The 16,148-nt window shown below is 74.3% G+C and carries 13 protein-coding genes and 2 pseudogenes; 3 read left to right on the forward strand and 12 right to left on the reverse strand.

Annotated elements, in window-relative coordinates; all coding sequences use genetic code 11:
• Positions 1 to 137: 137 nt before the first annotated feature.
• The 6 genes and pseudogenes from QQY24_RS05750 to QQY24_RS05775 all read right to left on the reverse strand — a co-directional run bounded on the left by QQY24_RS05750 (position 138) and on the right by QQY24_RS05775 (position 5,006).
• Positions 138 to 1,157: a TIGR03842 family LLM class F420-dependent oxidoreductase gene (locus QQY24_RS05750; protein ID WP_301971573.1), complete on the reverse strand. Its 1,020-nt coding sequence runs from the start codon at positions 1,155 to 1,157 to the stop codon at positions 138 to 140.
• A gap of 11 nt (positions 1,158 to 1,168) precedes the next feature.
• Positions 1,169 to 2,572, reverse strand: coding sequence for a dihydropyrimidinase (gene hydA, locus QQY24_RS05755; RefSeq protein ID WP_301971574.1), 1,404 nt, complete (start codon positions 2,570 to 2,572; stop codon positions 1,169 to 1,171).
• 41 nt (positions 2,573 to 2,613) lie between these two features.
• Positions 2,614 to 3,132 carry a hypothetical protein gene (locus QQY24_RS05760; protein ID WP_301971575.1) on the reverse strand — a complete coding sequence of 173 codons (519 nt, stop codon included), beginning with the start codon at positions 3,130 to 3,132 and terminating at the stop codon, positions 2,614 to 2,616.
• Positions 3,129 to 3,971: a nitrilase-related carbon-nitrogen hydrolase gene (locus QQY24_RS05765; RefSeq protein WP_301971576.1), complete on the reverse strand. Its 843-nt coding sequence runs from the start codon at positions 3,969 to 3,971 to the stop codon at positions 3,129 to 3,131. Before QQY24_RS05765 ends, QQY24_RS05760 begins: the two co-directional genes overlap by 4 nt.
• A 172-nt stretch (positions 3,972 to 4,143) precedes the next feature.
• Positions 4,144 to 4,453 (reverse strand): annotated as a pseudogene (locus QQY24_RS05770) (hypothetical protein); the annotation flags it as partial.
• 301 nt (positions 4,454 to 4,754) lie between these two features.
• The gene (locus QQY24_RS05775; RefSeq protein WP_301971577.1) at positions 4,755 to 5,006 is read right to left on the reverse strand and encodes a helix-turn-helix domain-containing protein; all 252 of its coding nucleotides are present in this window, start codon (positions 5,004 to 5,006) and stop codon (positions 4,755 to 4,757) included.
• Between the two features lie 341 nt (positions 5,007 to 5,347).
• Between QQY24_RS05775 and QQY24_RS05780 the strand changes: the two genes are divergently transcribed.
• On the forward strand, positions 5,348 to 7,945 hold the full coding sequence (locus QQY24_RS05780; protein ID WP_301971578.1) for an ATP-dependent Clp protease ATP-binding subunit: 2,598 nt from the start codon (positions 5,348 to 5,350) through the stop codon (positions 7,943 to 7,945).
• 11 nt (positions 7,946 to 7,956) lie between these two features.
• Here the strand turns inward: QQY24_RS05780 and ggt are convergent, their stop codons facing one another.
• On the reverse strand, positions 7,957 to 9,777 hold the full coding sequence (ggt, locus tag QQY24_RS05785) for a gamma-glutamyltransferase (RefSeq protein ID WP_301971579.1): 1,821 nt from the start codon (positions 9,775 to 9,777) through the stop codon (positions 7,957 to 7,959).
• 143 nt (positions 9,778 to 9,920) lie between these two features.
• Here ggt and QQY24_RS05790 point away from each other — a divergent pair, with 143 nt between their 5' ends.
• A complete protein-coding gene (locus QQY24_RS05790; RefSeq protein WP_301971580.1) occupies positions 9,921 to 10,667 on the forward strand; it encodes a hypothetical protein in 747 nt (248 codons plus the stop codon).
• 177 nt (positions 10,668 to 10,844) lie between these two features.
• On the opposite strand, the pseudogene QQY24_RS05795 reads toward QQY24_RS05790, so the two are convergent.
• The 5 genes and pseudogenes from QQY24_RS05795 to pcaC form a co-directional block, all read right to left on the reverse strand.
• Positions 10,845 to 11,051: pseudogene (locus QQY24_RS05795) on the reverse strand (amino acid ABC transporter permease); the annotation flags it as partial.
• A gap of 56 nt (positions 11,052 to 11,107) precedes the next feature.
• Positions 11,108 to 11,527, reverse strand: a complete 420-nt coding sequence (locus QQY24_RS05800; protein WP_301971581.1) for a DUF6278 family protein — start codon at positions 11,525 to 11,527, stop codon at positions 11,108 to 11,110.
• A gap of 15 nt (positions 11,528 to 11,542) precedes the next feature.
• Positions 11,543 to 12,322 (reverse strand): exodeoxyribonuclease III, encoded by a 780-nt coding sequence (locus tag QQY24_RS05805; RefSeq protein WP_301971582.1) that lies wholly within the window; start codon positions 12,320 to 12,322, stop codon positions 11,543 to 11,545.
• Positions 12,323 to 12,362: 40 nt separating this feature from the next.
• Positions 12,363 to 12,998, reverse strand: coding sequence for an MBL fold metallo-hydrolase (locus QQY24_RS05810; protein ID WP_301971583.1), 636 nt, complete (start codon positions 12,996 to 12,998; stop codon positions 12,363 to 12,365).
• Positions 12,999 to 13,047: 49 nt separating this feature from the next.
• Positions 13,048 to 14,337: a 4-carboxymuconolactone decarboxylase gene (pcaC, locus tag QQY24_RS05815; RefSeq protein WP_301971584.1), complete on the reverse strand. Its 1,290-nt coding sequence runs from the start codon at positions 14,335 to 14,337 to the stop codon at positions 13,048 to 13,050.
• Positions 14,338 to 15,123: 786 nt separating this feature from the next.
• Between pcaC and QQY24_RS05820 the strand changes: the two genes are divergently transcribed.
• Positions 15,124 to 15,834 (forward strand): cupin domain-containing protein, encoded by a 711-nt coding sequence (locus QQY24_RS05820; protein ID WP_301971585.1) that lies wholly within the window; start codon positions 15,124 to 15,126, stop codon positions 15,832 to 15,834.
• Positions 15,835 to 16,148: the final 314 nt, after the last annotated feature.

A 16,148-nucleotide genomic window follows, 5' to 3' on the forward strand; every position in this document is an offset into this window, starting at 1 on the left:
GCCGCGGGCCGCACCGCGGCGGTCCGCCGGCTCCCGGCCGGGAGCGTCGGCGCCGGGCAGGGCGCCGGCGGGGTGCCGGGGCCCACCGCCCGGCCGTGGCCGTGGAGAGGGCGACGGGGCGGCCGGACGGGCCTGGGTCAGACGTCGACGGCCGGGATGACCTCGGCGCCGTAGGCGTCGATGGTGGCTTCCTGGGCGTCGTGCATGTCGTACACCGCGAACTGGTCGACGCCCAGTTCGCGCAGGGCGGTCAGCTTCTCGATGTGCCGTTCGGCCGGTCCGACGACGCAGAACCGGTCGACGATCTCGTCGGGCACGAACCGGGTGTCGGGGTTGCCGCTGCGTCCGTGGTGGGCGTAGTCGTAGCCCTGGCGGGCCTTGACGTAGGCGGTGAGTTCGCCGGGGATCCGCGCGGAGTGCTCGCCGTACCGGGCGACCAGGTCGGCGACGTGGTTGCCGACCATGCCGCCGAACCAGCGGCACTGCTCGCGGGCGTGGGCGAGCGCCCCGGGCGAGTCGTCCTCGGTGACGTAGGCGGGGGCGGCCACGCAGACGGTGACCTCGGACGGGTCCCGGCCGGCGGCGACGGCCGCGTCCTTGACGGCCTTCACCATGTACTCGGTCAGGTACGGGTCGGCCAGCTGGAGGATGAACCCGTCGGCCTCCTCACCGGCCGTCTTCAGCGCCTTCGGCCCGTACGCGGCCATCCAGACGGGCAGTTCGGCGCCCGGGGCGATCCACGGGAACCTGATCACCGTGCCGCCGAGGTCGGCCTCCTCGCCCCGGCCGAGGGCGCGGATGACCTTCATCGCCTCGCTGATCCGCGCGAGGGTGTGGGGTCTGCGGCCCGCGACGCGCATCGCGGAGTCGCCGCGGCCGATGCCGCACACCGTGCGGTTTCCGAACATGTCGTTCAGGGTGGCGAAGGCGGAGGCGGTGACCTCCCAGGTGCGGGTGCCCGGGTTGGTGACCATCGAGCCGACCTTGAGCCTGGTGGTGTGGGCGAGGATCTGGCTGTAGATCACGAACGGCTCCTGCCACAGCACGGCGGAGTCGAAGGTCCAGCCGTACGTGAAGCCGTTGCGCTCGGCGCGCTTCATCAGGCTGACGACACGGGAGGCCGGCGGGTCGGTCTGCAGGACGAGTCCGAAGTCCATGGGCGCCCCTCCTAGGCGAGGTACTGGCAGGTGGAGCGCGGGGTGAAGACGCCGTGCCCGGCGCGTCCGGTGTACCGCCGCCGGTCGACGACGGTCTCGCCGCGCGAGAGGACCGTCTCGACCCGGCCGGTGACCCGCTTGCCCTCGTACGCCGAGTAGTCGACGTTCATGTGGTGGGTCCCGGCGGACATGACCTGCTCGGCGTGCGGGTCGTAGATCACGACGTCGGCGTCGGCGCCGGGGGCGATGGTGCCCTTCTTCGGGTACAGGCCGAACATGCGGGCCGGGGCGGCACAGGCGATCTCGATCCAGCGGCGGCGGGAGATGTGTCCGTCGACGACGGCCTGGTGCAGCAGGTCCATGCGGTTCTCGACGCCCGGCACGCCGTTGGGGATCCTGGAGAAGTCGCCGCGGCCCAGTTCCTTCTGGCCCGCGAAGCAGAAGGGGCAGTGGTCGGTGGAGACCACCTGGAGGTCGTCGGTGCGCAGGCCCCTCCACAGGGCCGCCTGGTGCTCGCGCGGCCTGAGCGGGGTGCTGCACACGTACTTCGCGCCCTCGAAACCGGGTTCGGCGAGGTTGTCGGCGGACAGGAACAGGTACTGCGGGCAGGTCTCGCCGAAGACGTGCAGCCCCTCGTCGCGGGCCCGCGTCAGCTCGGCCACCGCCTCCGCGGCCGAGACGTGCACGACGTACAGCGGGGCCCCGGCGACCTGGGCGAGCCGGATGGCGCGGTGGGTGGCCTCGGCCTCCAGCAGGGCCTTGCGGACCTCGCCGTGGTGGCGGGGGGCGCTCTCGCCGCGGGCGAGTGCCTGCTCGACCAGGACGTCGATGGCGATGCCGTTCTCGGCGTGCATCATGATCAGCCCGCCGTTGCCGGCGGCGCGCTGCATGGCCCGCAGGATCTGCCCGTCGTCGGAGTAGAAGACCCCCGGGTAGGCCATGAACTGCTTGAACGAGGTCACGCCCTCCTCGACCAGCAGGTCCATCTCCTTGAGCGTCTCCGCGTTGACGTCGGAGACGATCATGTGGAAGGCGTAGTCGATCGCGCAGTTGCCCTCGGCCTTGGCGTGCCAGGCGTCCAGGCCCTCGCGCAGGGTGCGGCCGGCGCTCTGGACGGCGAAGTCCACGATCGTGGTGGTGCCGCCCCAGGCGGCGGCCCGGGTGCCGGTCTCGAAGGTGTCGGCGGCGCGGGTGCCGCCGAACGGCATCTCCATGTGCGTGTGGGCGTCGACGCCGCCCGGGATGACGTACTTCCCGGTGGCGTCGACGACCCGGTCGGCGGTGAACGCCCCGGCGGCGGGTGTGCCGGAGGCGGCGAGGGCGGCGATGCGGCCGTCCTCGACCAGGACGTCGGCGTGGATCTCGTCGGACGCGGTGACGACGAGGCCGCCGCGGATGACGGTACGGCTGCTCATGGTCCCTCTCTCCCAGGATGAACGGTCCGGCCGGGGTGCCGTCAGCGGCCTGTACGCCCCCGGGGCCCGGTCGCGGTGGAACCGCCGGCGGCCTGGGACCGGCCGCGGTCGCCGGTGGGGCCGGCCGTGCGGGAGGAACGGCCGTGGTGGCCGTTGCGCGCGGCCCGCACGGTGTTGCTGCGCCGGTGGGCGGTGGCGAGCAGCAGGGCGGTGCCTCCGGCCCCGGTGCCGGAGGCCGTGAAGAACGCCCGGGCGCCCGGAACGCCGCTCGACTGGTCGATGGGCCGGGTGGGTTCGGTGGGTTCGACCACCGGCCGGTTGAGGTGGGGGGCCGGGGAGCGGATGATCCGGCCGGCCTGCCCGGTGACCGCCCCGGTCGCCCCGGGCAGCGCGTGCGCGGTCGTGGCGGCGGGGAGACCGCCGAGGGAGCCGGGGTGCGTGCGGCGCCGCGCGCCCCGGACGTACCGGCCCTCGCCGTGGGCGGCCTCCGGCGGGTCGCCGTGGTGGAGGGCGGGCCGGCCGGGCGGGACGCGGCGGTGGCGGGCGCGGAGGCCGTTCACGGCCGCACCAGCCCTTCGTAGGCGTCGGGGCGGCGGTCGCGGTAGAAGGCCCACTGCTGCCGCACGTCCTCGATGAGGCCGAAGTCGAGCTCGCGGACGAGGAGTTCCTCCGCCCTGTCGCTCGCGACGTCCCCGACGAACCGTCCGCGCGGGTCGACGAAGTAGCTCGTGCCGTAGAAGTCGTTGTCCCCGTACTCCTCCCGTCCCACCCGGTTGATGGCGGCGACGAAGTACTCGTTGGCGACGGCCGCGGCGGGCTGTTCCAGCTGCCACAGGTGGGCGGACAGGCCGCGGTGGGTGGCGGAGGGGTTGTAGACCAGCTGGGCGCCGTTGAGGCCCAGTTGGCGCCAGCCCTCCGGGAAGTGGCGGTCGTAGCAGATGTAGACGCCGACCTTGCCCACGGCGGTGTCGAAGACGGGCCAGCCCAGGTTGCCGGGTTTGAAGTAGTACTTCTCCCAGAAGCCCCTGACCTGCGGGATGTGGTGCTTGCGGTACTTGCCGAGGTAGGTGCCGTCGGCGTCGATCACGGCGGCGGTGTTGTAGTAGAAGCCGGACTGCTCGACCTCGAAGACCGGTACGACGACGACCATGCCGGTCTCGCGGGCGAGGTCCCGCATCCTGCGCACGGTCGGCCCGTCCGGCACCGGTTCGGCCCAGCGGTAGTGCTCCGGCTCCTGCACCTGGCAGAAGTAGGGGGCGTTGAAGACCTCCTGGAACCCGATGACCTGCGCACCCCGCCGGGCCGCCTCACGGGCGTGCTCCTCGTGCTTCGCCACCATGGACCCGCTGTCGCCGGTCCAGGTGGCCTGGACCAGTGCGGCACGTACGACGTTGGCCATGAGCTGCTCCTTCGACGCGACGTCCGAGCGCTACGTCCGCGCAAACGGCCCGTAGAGGGACGAAAGTAGGCCCCGTGGGGGCCCTTGCCAAGACCATCGCCGGCAACCCGCGGAGCCGATCGCGTTTCGCACCCCTTAGGAGGAGCGGCGGACCGGACCCGGGAGGGGCCGGTCAGGGCGTGAGGCCGGCGACGCGCAGGGCGTGCACCAGGTCCCGGTGGCGCTCCCCGGAGACGTTGCGGGCGGCCCCTCCAGCAGGAGCGGGACGATCCGGTGCGGGTCGGCCGCGGCGCTGCGCGCGGCCTCCTGCGGGGTGCCGCCGCGGACGCAGGCGTCCAGCAGGGCCCGCAGCCCGCGCGCCCGGCCCCGCGCGTCCAGCTCCAGCACGGCGGCGCCGATCTCCTGGGGCGCGGCCGGGCCACCCCCTGCCACAGCACCTGCCGCCCGTCCCCGGTCCTCCCGGCGGCCGTCAGCACGTCGGCCGTCGTGCCGCGGGCGGCCGCTCCCGCGAACCGGGCGCTCCCCCGGGGTGCGGTGCCCGGCGGGCGCGCCGCCCTGGTCCAGGCGCGCCAGGAGGCCGTCCGGGTGGTTCGCGAACTCCCCGGCACGGCCGGGGAGTTCGCGAACCACGATCACCGCCGACTCCCGCCCGACCGCCAGCACTCCGGTCCGTGGCGACACCAGCCGTGTCACGGGCCTGCCGCGTACGGTTTTCGGCAGGGTCCGGAGGACGCACCACACGCTCCCGGCTCCCGCACACGCCGGTGACCGCCCGCAGGCGCGTCAGACGGGCACCGGCGCGCACCGCGTCACCAGTTCGTCCATGGACAGCCCGAGCGCCCCGGCGAGCGCGGCCACCGTGAAGAAGGCGGGCGTCGGCGCACGGCCGGTCTCGATCTTGCGGAGGGTCTCGGCCGAAACGCCCGCCGCGGCCGCGATCTCGGTCATGCTCCGGCCGCCGCGCGCCTCGCGCAGCAGCCGCCCGAGCCGTTCACCGCGTTCGTGCTCTTCGGGGGTGAGGGGGGTGCGCACCATGCTACCCATTCTAATACCGGTATAGTAATTGGCGCGATGCGACTGGGGACGGCCCCGCCGATCGACGCGGTGCACGCGGCGCCGAACCGGACGACCGGGCCGCCGACCCGGCGACCGGCTTCACCGTGGGCCGCCCGCGCCCGCGGACCTGCGCCTGCCCGGCACCGCCCGGCGGGCCCCCGCGGACGGGACCGGGGCGGCGGCCGCCGGCAACCGTATCGGTCCCGTCCGCCGCCCCGGGGCGCACACGCCCCCGTAATGGATCGCGCCGTCGTTGCATGGGGGACCCGCTCCCGGGATACCCGGCCGCTCCGCACGTCGTCTGCGAAGGAAACGAAACGATGACCAGCGGTTACATAGGCCCGGAGGATCCCTTCGGGGAGTTTTTCGCCCGCTTCTTCGGCGGAGCCCGGGGCGGCGCGGCCGGCGGAGCCCCCCGGCACATCGACATCGGCCGCCTGCTCAGCCAGCCGGCCCGGGAGCTGGTCAGGGGAGCCGCCCAGTACGCCGCCGAGCACGGCAGCCGGGACCTGGACACCCAGCACCTGCTGCGCGCGGCCCTGTCCGCCGAACCCACCCGGAGCCTGCTCAGCCGGGCGGGCGCGGACCCGGACTCCCTCGCGACGGAGATCGACGGCCGCGCGGGCCCCGTCCAGCAGCCGCCGGGCCAGGTGCCGGCGCCCACCTCGCTGTCGCTCACCCCGGCCGTCAAGCGCGCCCTGCTGGACGCGCACGAGCTGGCACGGGCGAGCGGCACCGGGTACATCGGTCCGGAGCACGTGCTGAGCGCGCTGGCGTCGAACCCGGACTCGGCGGCCGGCCACATCCTGAACGCGGCCCGGTTCCGGGCGGACGGCCTGCCGTCCGAGGCCCCGGAGACCGCCCAGACGCGCACGGAGCGGCAGCGGCCGACCTCCACGCCGACCCTGGACAAGTACGGCCGTGACCTGACCGAGCTCGCCCGGCAGGGCCGGGTGGACCCGGTGATCGGCCGTGAGGAGGAGATCGAGCAGACCATCGAGGTGCTGTCGCGGCGCGGGAAGAACAACCCGGTGCTGATCGGTGACGCGGGCGTCGGCAAGACGGCGGTCGTCGAGGGACTCGCGCAGCGGATCGCCGACGGGGACGTGCCGGACGTGCTGGCCGGGCGCAGGGTCGTCGCCCTGGACCTGACCGGGGTCGTGGCGGGCACCCGGTACCGGGGTGACTTCGAGGAGCGGCTGAACACCATCGTGGAGGAAGTCCGCGCGCACTCGGACCGGCTGGTCGTCTTCATCGACGAGCTGCACACCGTCGTGGGTGCCGGCGGGGGCGGCGAGGGCGGCACGATGGACGCGGGCAACATCCTCAAGCCCGCGCTGGCCCGGGGCGAGCTGCACATCGTGGGCGCGACCACCCTGGAGGAGTACCGGCGCGTCGAGAAGGACGCGGCGCTGGCCCGCCGGTTCCAGCCGGTCCTGGTGCCCGAGCCGACCGCCGGGGACACGATCGAGATCCTGCGTGGGCTGCGCGACCGGTACGAGGCCCACCACCAGGTCCGCTACACCGACGAGGCGCTGGTGGCCGCCGTGGAGCTGTCCGACCGCTACCTCACCGACCGGCGGCTGCCGGACAAGGCGATCGACCTGATCGACCAGGCGGGCGCGCGGGTGCGGCTGGGCGCCGGGACGAAGGGCACCGACGTCCGCGCGATGGAGCGCGAGGTGGAGCAGCTGGTCCGGGACAAGGACCAGGCGGTCGCCGACGAGAGTTACGAGCAGGCCACCCGGCTGCGCGACCGGATCGGCGAACTGAAGCGGCGCATCGCGGAGGCGAGCGGGGACGGCCGGGCCGACGAGGGGCAGAACCTGGAGGTCACGGCGGAGGCCGTCGCCGGGGTGGTGTCCCGGCTGACCGGCATCCCGGTCAGCCGGCTCACCCAGGAGGAGAGGGAGCGGCTGCTCGGTCTGGAGGAGCACCTGCACCGGCGGGTGGTCGGGCAGGAGGAAGCGGTCGCCGTGGTCGCCGAGGCGGTCCTGCGCTCGCGGGCCGGGCTCGCCAGTCCCGACCGGCCCATCGGCAGCTTCCTGTTCCTGGGGCCGACCGGCGTCGGCAAGACCGAGCTGGCCCGGGCGCTCGCCGAGGCCCTGTTCGGCAGCGAGGACCGCATGGTCCGCCTCGACATGAGCGAGTACCAGGAACGGCACACCGTCTCCCGGCTGGTCGGCGCGCCGCCCGGGTACGTCGGTCACGAGGAGGCCGGTCAGCTCACCGAGGTGGTGCGCAGGCACCCGTACTCGCTGCTCCTGCTGGACGAGGTGGAGAAGGCGCACCCGGACGTGTTCAACGTCCTCCTGCAGGTGCTGGACGACGGCCGGCTCACCGACTCCCAGGGCCGTACGGTCGACTTCGCCAACACGGTCATCGTGATGACCAGCAACCTCGGCTCGGAGGCCATCACCCGGCGCGGGGCCGGGATCGGGTTCGGGCCGGGCGGCGCCCGGGCCGACGAGGAGGCGCGGCGCGAGCAGGTCCTCAGGCCGCTGCGGGAGCACTTCCGGCCGGAGTTCCTGAACCGGATCGACGAGATCGTCGTGTTCCGGCAGTTGACGGGTGAACAACTGCGGCGGATCACCAACCTGTTGCTGGAGCGCACCCGGCGGCTGCTGGACGGGCAGGGCGCCGCGGTGGAGTTCACCGACGCGGCCGTGGACTGGCTCGCCGAGCGCGGCCACCAGCCGGAGTACGGCGCCCGTCCGCTGCGCCGCACCATCCAGCGGGAGGTGGACAACCGGCTGTCGCGGCTGCTGCTGGACGGCCGGATCACCGAGGGCGGCCGGGTGACGGTGGACGTGCGGGACGGGCGGCTGGACTTCCGCACGCGGGGCGCGCAGGCCGCGGAGGGTCCGGCCGGCCCGCAGGAACTGCGGGAAGCCCGGCCGCCCGGCCCGGAGTTGTAGGGAGCACGCCGCTACGGCGCCGGGTCCACCACCATCGCCGAGCCGCCGCCGCGCCGCACCTTCTCCGCGGCGGCCAGCCACCTGCCGCCGGGCAGCCGCTGGACGCCGGTGGCCGCGCCGATCTCGGGATTCGGCGTGAAGCTGTGCCCGATGGCCTCCAGCCGGCCCCGCAGGGGGCTGTCGTACAGGCCCGGTTCGAGTTCCGTCGCGGCCGCGTTGCGCTGGCTGGCCCGGGGTGCGGCGATCGCGTCGACCAGCGGCAGGTGCCGGTCCAGGAAGCCGGTCAGCGTCTGCAGCACGGTGGTCACGATGGTCGCGCCGCCGGGTGAACCGAGCGCCACCACCGGCTTGCCGTGCCGGTCGAGGACGATCGTCGGGGAGATGGACGAGCGCGGGCGCTTGCCGGGCCCGGGCAGGTTGGGGTCGTGCACGGCCGGGTTGGCCGGGGCGAAGGAGAAGTCGGTCAGCTCGTTGTTGAGCAGGAAGCCCCGGCCGGGGACGGTGATGCCGCTGCCGCCGGTCTGCTCGATGGTGAGCGTGTAGGCGACGACGTTGCCCCACTTGTCGGCCACCGTCAGGTGGGTGGTGTTCTCCCCCTCGTACGTCGTCGGGGCCGCCGTGCCACCGGTGCCGCAGGAGGCCGCCGGGTGCCGCGGGTCGCCGGGCGCGAGGGGGCTGGTGAGGACCGCGTCGTCCTTGATCAGGCAGGCGCGCGAGTCGGCGTATCCCTGTGAGAGCAGCTGCCGGGTCGGCACGTCCTCGAAGGCGGGGTCGCCCACCCAGCGCCCGCGGTCGGCGAAGGCGATGCGGCTCGCCTCGATGTAGTGGTGCAGGTACTGCACCTCGCTCGCCCTGGAGAGGTCGGTGTCCTCCAGGATGTTGAGGGCCTCGCCGACCGTGGTGCCGCCCGAGGAGGAGGGCGCGATGGAGTACACGCCCAGGCCGCGGTACGAGGTCTTCGTGGGCCTCTGGAGCTTGGCACGGTAGACGGCCAGGTCCTTGGCGGACAGTTCGCCGGGCCGGGCGTTCCACCCCGAGTCCCGGTCCACCGGGGGCTTGTCGACCGTGGCGACGATGTCCCGGCCGAGGTCGCCGCGGTAGACCGCGCCGACGCCCTTCCTGGCCAGCTCCTCGTAGGTGCGGGCCAGGTCGGGGTTCTTGAAGGTGGAGCCGACCACGGGGAGCCTGCCGTCCGGCAGGAACAGCTTCGCGGTGTCGGGGAAGTAGCGGAACCGGGCCTCGTTGGACGCGGTCTGCGCGCGGAAGGTGTCGTCCACGGTGAAACCGTCGCGGGCGATCCGTTCGGCCGGCTTCAGGAGCGTGCCGAGCCTCCTGCTGCCCCACTCGTCGAGCGCCGTCTGCCAGGTGGCGGGGGTGCCCGGGGTGCCGACGCCCAGTCCGCTGCTGACCGCGTCCGCGAAGGCGAGCGGCTTGCCGTCCTCCACGAACAGGTTGGAGTGCGCGGTGAGCGGGGCGGTCTCGCGGCCGTCGATGGTGTGCACCGTACGGGTCCCGGCGTCGTAGTAGACGAAGTAGCCGCCTCCGCCGATGCCGGAGGAGTAGGGCTCGGTGACGCCGAGCGCGGCGGCGGTGGCGACGGCCGCGTCGACCGCGTTGCCGCCCTTCCTGAGCACCTCGATGCCGGCGGCCGAGGCGTCCGCGTCGACGCTGGCCACGGCACCGCCGTAGCCGACGGCCACCGGGGCCTTCGCGACCGCCGGACCCGCGGGGCCCGAGGGACCGGTGGCGGCCGGTGGCGCCGCCGCCCCCACCGACACCACGGCGGCCGAGACCGCCAGAGCGGCCAGTTTCCGCGTCCCGGGGCGCCCCATCCGTACCTCCCGTCGAAACCGTCCGCGCAGCGTAGCCGGATTGCCCGGTTCCCGGCAGTACGCCTCGGGCACCCGCCACAGGAACGTCACACACCGAACATCGGTACGTACGGTTCCCCCTCGGCCCGCTAGCATGCGCGGCCATGAACGACGACGTGCGCAACATCGTCCTGGGCGTCATGGCGACCGGCGTCAGCGCGAGCCTGGGCTGGCTGGCCCGCACCTGCCTGTGGCGCCGGAGGCTGCGGCGCAAGCAGGCGTTCTTCGGGCTGCCGGACCACTCCGAGTCGCTGCTGGTGGTCAACCGCAACGTGGGCGGGCCGGAACTGGCGGTGATGCGGCACGACGTGTTCGCCCTGCTGGAGCTGTCCGCCCTCATCAAGGACTGCCACGCGCACGTCCAGGTCGTGGCGCACGACGCCGCCCGGCAGGGATTCGGCGAGCGCACGGAGTTCTGCCTCGGCGGACCGGCCTCGAACCGCCGGATGGCGGCCCATCTGTCCTCCCTGCTGCCGGGCGTCCGGGTGAACGTCGACGCGGAGGGCGGCCCGGACATAGGCGCCCTCCGCGTCGGCGGGCGGGACTACCGCATGGAGGGCGGCCGCAGCGAGTACGTGCTGCTGGCGCGGCTCACCGCGGGTGAGCCGCGCCAGGCCCGCCCGGTGTTCCTGTTCTGCGGGCAGCGCGCGATCACCAACCAGGCCGCGACCCGCTACCTGGCCCGCGAGCACGAGCGGCTGGCCCGGAAGTACCGCGGCGGCTCCTTCGTGCTGCTGCTGCGGGTGGTCAACTCGCAGGCGTACGGCCCGGACGTGGTGGAGCTGGTCGCGGACGTGACGGGACCGGCACGGACACCGGCACCGGAGGCGACCTCCGCCGGTGCCCCGTGAGGGCCCGTGCGGCGAGCACAACCCGTCCGGCGCGCAGCTGACCTCCTCCCCGCCGTCGGACGACCCGTGGTGCGTGTCGGTCCCGCTGCGCGAGCAGTGATCTCCGGCTGCCGCCGGACGAGCCTGGCCCGTGTGAACTGCCGCTCCCCCAAGGGCTTCGGGGCCATGGGAGGGGTCCCCACCCGGCAGCAGCGCCCCGGGCCCGGCCGCGGCGGACGCCACGGCCCCGGCCCCGGGACTGCGCTGCTCACGGCGGGACACCCGGCCGGCGCACCACGAGAGCAGCGTGCACATCCCGATGCGGATCGGCGCGATCACCATCACCACGGGGATGAACGGCACAGCGTAGTCGAGGTTCGACACGATGAGCTCCCCCGTATGGAGGGACCCCGCGCGGGCGGGGAGGAACGCGGGCGAGGACGGCCGACGGGGCCCGGACGTCAGTCCCCGGCGACCTGCGCGTACAGCTGTGACAGCTCGGGGGCGCCGCTCACGGCCCACTCCCGGCCGGACACGACGACCTCCACCTCGCGGCCGGACGCGAGGCGTACGACGGGTTCGCCGTCGGAGCGGATCCGCCAGGCGGCGCCGGCGACGGTGCGCACGACGACCGTGCCCAGGTAGAGCCCGGCGTCGTTGCCCAGCCGGGGCAGCGTCTCCGCGTCGTCGCGCCAGCGCGGGACCAGCTGGTCCAGGGCCTCCAGGGAGGCCGGTGTGTCGTCCAGGCGGACGCCCGACCGGGCCGCCTGGGAGCGCAGCAGTTCGCACTCCGACAGCAGCGCGGCGATCCCCTCCGGGTCCGCGGGGAGCGCCGCGGCACCGCTCTTCTTCCGCCGGTGGCCCGGGAACGGGATGTTCATGGGACCAGCCTGGCATCACACGTCGAGGTCGACCACCACCGGCGCGTGATCGGAGGCTCCCTTGCCCTTGCGCTCCTCGCGGTCGACGTAGGCGTCCCCGACCGCCTCGGCGAAGGACGCGTTGCCGTACACCAGGTCGATGCGCATCCCGCGGTTCTTCGGGAAACCGAGCTGCCGGTAGTCCCAGTAGGTGAAGGGGTGGTCGTACTTCAGGGGCCGCGGGACGACGTCGGACAGGCCCGTCCCGCGCAGGGCGGCGAGGGCGGCGCGCTCGGCGGGGGTGACGTGGGTGGAGCCCTCGAAGGCGGCCGCGTCGAAGACGTCGTCGTCCGTCGGCGCCACGTTGTAGTCGCCCAGCACGGCGAACGGGCGGCTGCCGGCCGCGTCGGCCGCGACGGCGGCCCGGAGCGCCTCGAACCACTGGAGCTTGTAGGCGTAGTGCGGGTGGCCGACCTCGCGGCCGTTGGGGACGTACACCGACCAGACGCGGACCGGGCCGCAGGTCGCCGCCACGGCGCGCGGCTCGGTCACGCCCTCGTAGCCCGGGTCGCCGGGCAGGCCCCTGGCCACGTCCTCGATGCCGACGCGGGAGAGCACCGCCACGCCGTTCCACCGGCCGGTCGCGTGGGCCGCCGCCTCGTAGCCCGCTGCGCGCAGCTGGTCGAACGGGAACTGCTCCTCGGCGACCTTCGCCTCCTGGAGGCAGAGCACGTCCGTGCCGCTGCTCTCCAGCCAGGCGAGCAGCCTCGGAAGGCGGGCGGTGATCGAGTTCACGTTCCAGGTCGCGATGCGCATGTCCCTCAACCTACCCGGCGGGTCCGACAGCCCGCCCCGCTCACAGGTCCGCGGAGGCACCCGGGGCGAGCCGCAGGTGCTCGGCTCCGCCCAGGGCGCCGATCTGCCGGTCGTAGACCGGGCGGGCGAGGTCGGTGAGCAGGGCGTCGTGGACGTCGTAGGCGCGCTGCGGCCGCACTTCGCGGACGTAGTCGATGACCTCGGAGATCTTGTTCCAGGGGGCCATCACCGGGAGCATCAGGGTCTCCACCGGGCGTTCGGGGACCGTGAGGGCGTCGCCGGGGTGGAAGAGCTTGCCGCCGTCGACGAGGTAGCCGACGTTGGTGACGCGCGGGATGTCCGGGTGGATCACCGCGTGGAGTTCGCCGTGGACCTCGACGTCGAAGCCGGCGGCGGTGAAGGTGTCGCCGTGGCCGACGGTGTGCACGCGGCCCGGGAAGGCCGCCGCCAGTTGCTCGGCGACCGACCCCAGCGTCCAGACCGCGGCGGCCGGGTCCGCCTCCAGGGCGGCGCGCAGCCGGCCCTCGTCGAAGTGGTCCGGGTGCTCGTGCGTGACCAGGATCGCCTCCGCGCCGAGCGCGGCGTCCCGCTCGCTGAAGCCTCCCGGGTCGATGACCAGGGTCCGGCCGTCCTTCTCCAGACGGACGCAGGCGTGGGACTTCTTCGTGAGCTTCATGTCTCCCCATCCTGCCCGGCGGGTGTGCCGGGCACGGCAGGCCCGGGTGTCATTCGGCGGGTGTGGTCTCCTCGCGGATGACCCGCTGGGCCACCCCGAAGGCGCTGTTCGCGGCCGGCACGCCGCAGTGGACGGCGGTCTGCAGCAGTACCTCCCTGATCTCGTCCGGGGTCAGGCCGTTGCGCAGGGCCGCGCGCGTGTGGGAGGCCAGCTCCTCCAGGTGGCCGCCGGCGACCAGCGCGGTGAGCGCGACGCAGCTGCGGGTGCGCCGGTCCAGGCCGGGCCGGGCCCAGATCTCGCCCCAGGCGTACCGGGTGAGGAAGTCCTGGAAGTCGCCGGAGAAGTCGTCGGCCTGTGCCAGCGTCCGGTCCACGTGCGCGTCGCCCAGCACCTCCCGGCGGATCTTCAGCCCGGTCTCGTACCGGTCGGCCGGGGCGGCCGGCTGCGGGGGCGCGGCCACGGGGGCGATCTCGGCGATCGGCACGACCTGCGGCGGCACGACGGCGGCCGGACCGACCGGCGCGGCCGGCAGGGCGGTCTGGCCGGTGTCGTAGGGCTGCTGCCAGGCGGTGGAGAAGTGGCGCACCAGCAGGTCGGTGACGGCGGCGGGCTGTTCGACCGGCACCAGGTGGGAGGCGCCGGGGACGACCGCGAGGCGGGCGTCCGGGATGCCCGCGACCAGGGTGCGGGCCTCGGCCGGGCCGGTGACCTGGTCGTCGGAGCCGACCAGCACGAGGGTGGGCACGCCGACCCGGCCCAGTTCGGGCCGCACGTCGAATCCGGCCAGGGCCTCGCAGGCGGCGATGTAGCAGCCCGGGTCGGTGGTGCGGACCATCTGCACGGCCCACTCGGTGATCGCGGGCTGTGCGGCGGCGAAACCGCCGGTGAACCAGCGGTCCGGCGCGGTCCGGGCGATGGGGTCGAGCCCGTTCGTCCGGACGACCACCCCGCGCTGGCGGAACTCGTCGGCGGTGCCGAACCGGGGCGAGGCGGCGACCAGCGCGAGGGAGGCGACCCGGTCGGGGTGGCGCAGGGCCAGTTCGATGCCGACCGCGCCGCCCAGCGCGCACCCGGCGTAGCCGAAGCGGTGCACGCCGAGCGCGTTGAGGGTGGCCAGCAGCCGGGCGGCCAGGTCGCCGACCGAACCGGCCGGGTGGGCGGGGGCGCCGCCGTGGCCGGGCAGGTCGAACCGGAAGACCCGCCACTGCTTGGTGAGCTCCGGGACCTGCCGGTCCCACATGTGCCAGGTGGTACCGAGGGAGGGACCCAGGATCAGAACCGGGGCCTCCTCCGGCCCGTCAAAGCGGTATTGCAGGGTGTTCGGTGGTGTCTCGCTCACCCGTCCGACCCTCTCATGTCTCACGGAATCCCACATGGCCGGGTCGAACCTAGCGGCTCCCGCTCCTCCCGCCGCACCGGGCCGTGACCGGGCGGGCAGCGCCCCCCGCCCCGGCCGCCGGGGAGTGTCCCCCTTCCGTCCTGCGTCACGGTCGCGGCGCCGCGCGTGGCGGGGCCCCGTGAGCCGGTCCGCGCGGCGGTGAAGCCGCTCGACCGCGCGGGCTCCCCCGCCCCCGTACCGAATTCTCCGGCGGCGCGGGCGGCGGGTCCCGCCGGCGCAACCACACGCCACTCCTGCCGGCTCACTTCGATTTCCGGATATCCCCGGGGGATTTATTTATACTGTCCGCTCGAAGCGGGGCCGCGGTACGGGCAGCGCGTGGTGCGGCGCCCGTGCGCGAACCCGTGCGCGCCTCGTTCCGGTCTGCGGCAGAACCCCTTTTCCGCAATGACGGGATCCGGTGTACCGGCGGTCCGGGCACCGGCACGACCCCCGTGACCCGACAGCAGCGCCGCAATCGCCGGGGCAATTCAGCGGTAACCGGCCGGGAATGAGGGCACTGCGCCGCCCTGCTCGCGATTCCCCGGCGATTCCCCCGCCGCCCCTAGTGTGTCCCGCGTGCCGAGTCGGATTCTTCCCGCCGCGGTACCGGGCGCATCCCGGCTGCTGCGCTCCTGCTGATGACGGTGGGCCGGGGCGCGCACCCGCGCACGCCGTGTCCCGCGCGTGCCGGACGCCCTCGCCGGCCCACACCACGACTGCCACGACCGTGAAGGAAGGAACGCCTTGACCGAGACAATGAACGGCCTGCCCACCGAACAGGTCATCGACGTCCTGACCGAGGAACTGCACAACCTCGCCCCGGCCGAACGGGAGGCCAAGGCGGTGCAGCTGCTGTCGGTCCTGGGCCGGTCCAAGGCCGCCGCGGCCTCCGCGGCCCGGCCCCCCGCCGAGCCCGGCGACACCCGCAGGGCCCCCCTGCTCATCTGCGACTGGGCCACCGACCTCGGCCTGGACGGCACCACCCAGCAGCTCGGCATCGACGTCGCCCCCGGCCCCACCCGGGTGTCGAAGACCGCCGACGCCACCGGCCACTCCCTGCTCTCCAGCGGCCACGTCGGCGCCGACATCCTGCACGTGCCCGCCGGCAGCGGCTTCGCCCCGCACACCCACCCCGGCGACCACCTGCTGTTCGTCCTGGCCGGCACCGGCACCATCGCCGTCGCCGGCGAGATCGTGGAAACCCGCCCCGGACAGGTCTACATGGTGGAAGGCGCCATCACCCACGCGGTGGGCGCGGTGACCGACCACATGATCCTCTCCGTGGGCGCACCCCACCGCCACCTGGACAGCCCCGAACGCCAGGAACTCACCGCCTACACCGCCCTGCTGGGCGACCTGGGCCACATCACCTGCCGCCTCTGCGACATCCAGGCCTCCAGCGGCGAGGAACTGGCCGCCAAGGGCTGTCCCCACTCCCCGCACCGGTTCGGGTGAACCACGACGACGCGGCCCCCCACCGGCACGGGTCCCACCCGCGCGGCCGGCGGGACGGCCGCGTCGTGCTCGAACCGTCCGCCCGGCGCGGGCGCGGCCCTCGCCCCGGGCGGTGACGCCGCCCCCGTCCCGGCGGTGTCGCGCACCGGCTGCTCCCCGCCGATGCGGAACCCGCGGTACCCGGCCGGCAGCGGCAGCCGCCCCCGCCGGTACCGGCCGGGTGCCGCGGGCCACCACTTCGGGCCTCCCCGCCCGGCACCTCCCCCGGCGCCCGCCCACCGGCCCGCGCCACCGGCGCCGGGAGGCGGCGACCG

Origin of the sequence: Streptomyces sp. TG1A-8 (assembly GCF_030499535.1) — a bacterium.
Lineage (GTDB): Bacteria > Actinomycetota > Actinomycetes > Streptomycetales > Streptomycetaceae > Streptomyces.

Bases quoted from the DNA above. Each gene is read 5' to 3' on its own strand.
- QQY24_RS05800 (WP_301971581.1), bottom strand. From the start codon at position 11,527: ATGAACATCCCGTTCCCGGGCCACCGGCGGAAGAAGAGCGGTGCCGCG.
- QQY24_RS05790 (WP_301971580.1), top strand. From the start codon at position 9,921: ATGAACGACGACGTGCGCAACATCGTCCTGGGCGTCATGGCGACCGGC.
- hydA (WP_301971574.1), bottom strand. From the start codon at position 2,572: ATGAGCAGCCGTACCGTCATCCGCGGCGGCCTCGTCGTCACCGCGTCC.
- QQY24_RS05780 (WP_301971578.1), top strand. From the start codon at position 5,348: ATGACCAGCGGTTACATAGGCCCGGAGGATCCCTTCGGGGAGTTTTTC.
- QQY24_RS05810 (WP_301971583.1), bottom strand. From the start codon at position 12,998: ATGAAGCTCACGAAGAAGTCCCACGCCTGCGTCCGTCTGGAGAAGGAC.
- QQY24_RS05765 (WP_301971576.1), bottom strand. From the start codon at position 3,971: ATGGCCAACGTCGTACGTGCCGCACTGGTCCAGGCCACCTGGACCGGC.
- QQY24_RS05805 (WP_301971582.1), bottom strand. From the start codon at position 12,322: ATGCGCATCGCGACCTGGAACGTGAACTCGATCACCGCCCGCCTTCCG.
- ggt (WP_301971579.1), bottom strand. From the start codon at position 9,777: ATGGGGCGCCCCGGGACGCGGAAACTGGCCGCTCTGGCGGTCTCGGCC.
- QQY24_RS05750 (WP_301971573.1), bottom strand. From the start codon at position 1,157: ATGGACTTCGGACTCGTCCTGCAGACCGACCCGCCGGCCTCCCGTGTC.
- QQY24_RS05775 (WP_301971577.1), bottom strand. From the start codon at position 5,006: ATGGTGCGCACCCCCCTCACCCCCGAAGAGCACGAACGCGGTGAACGG.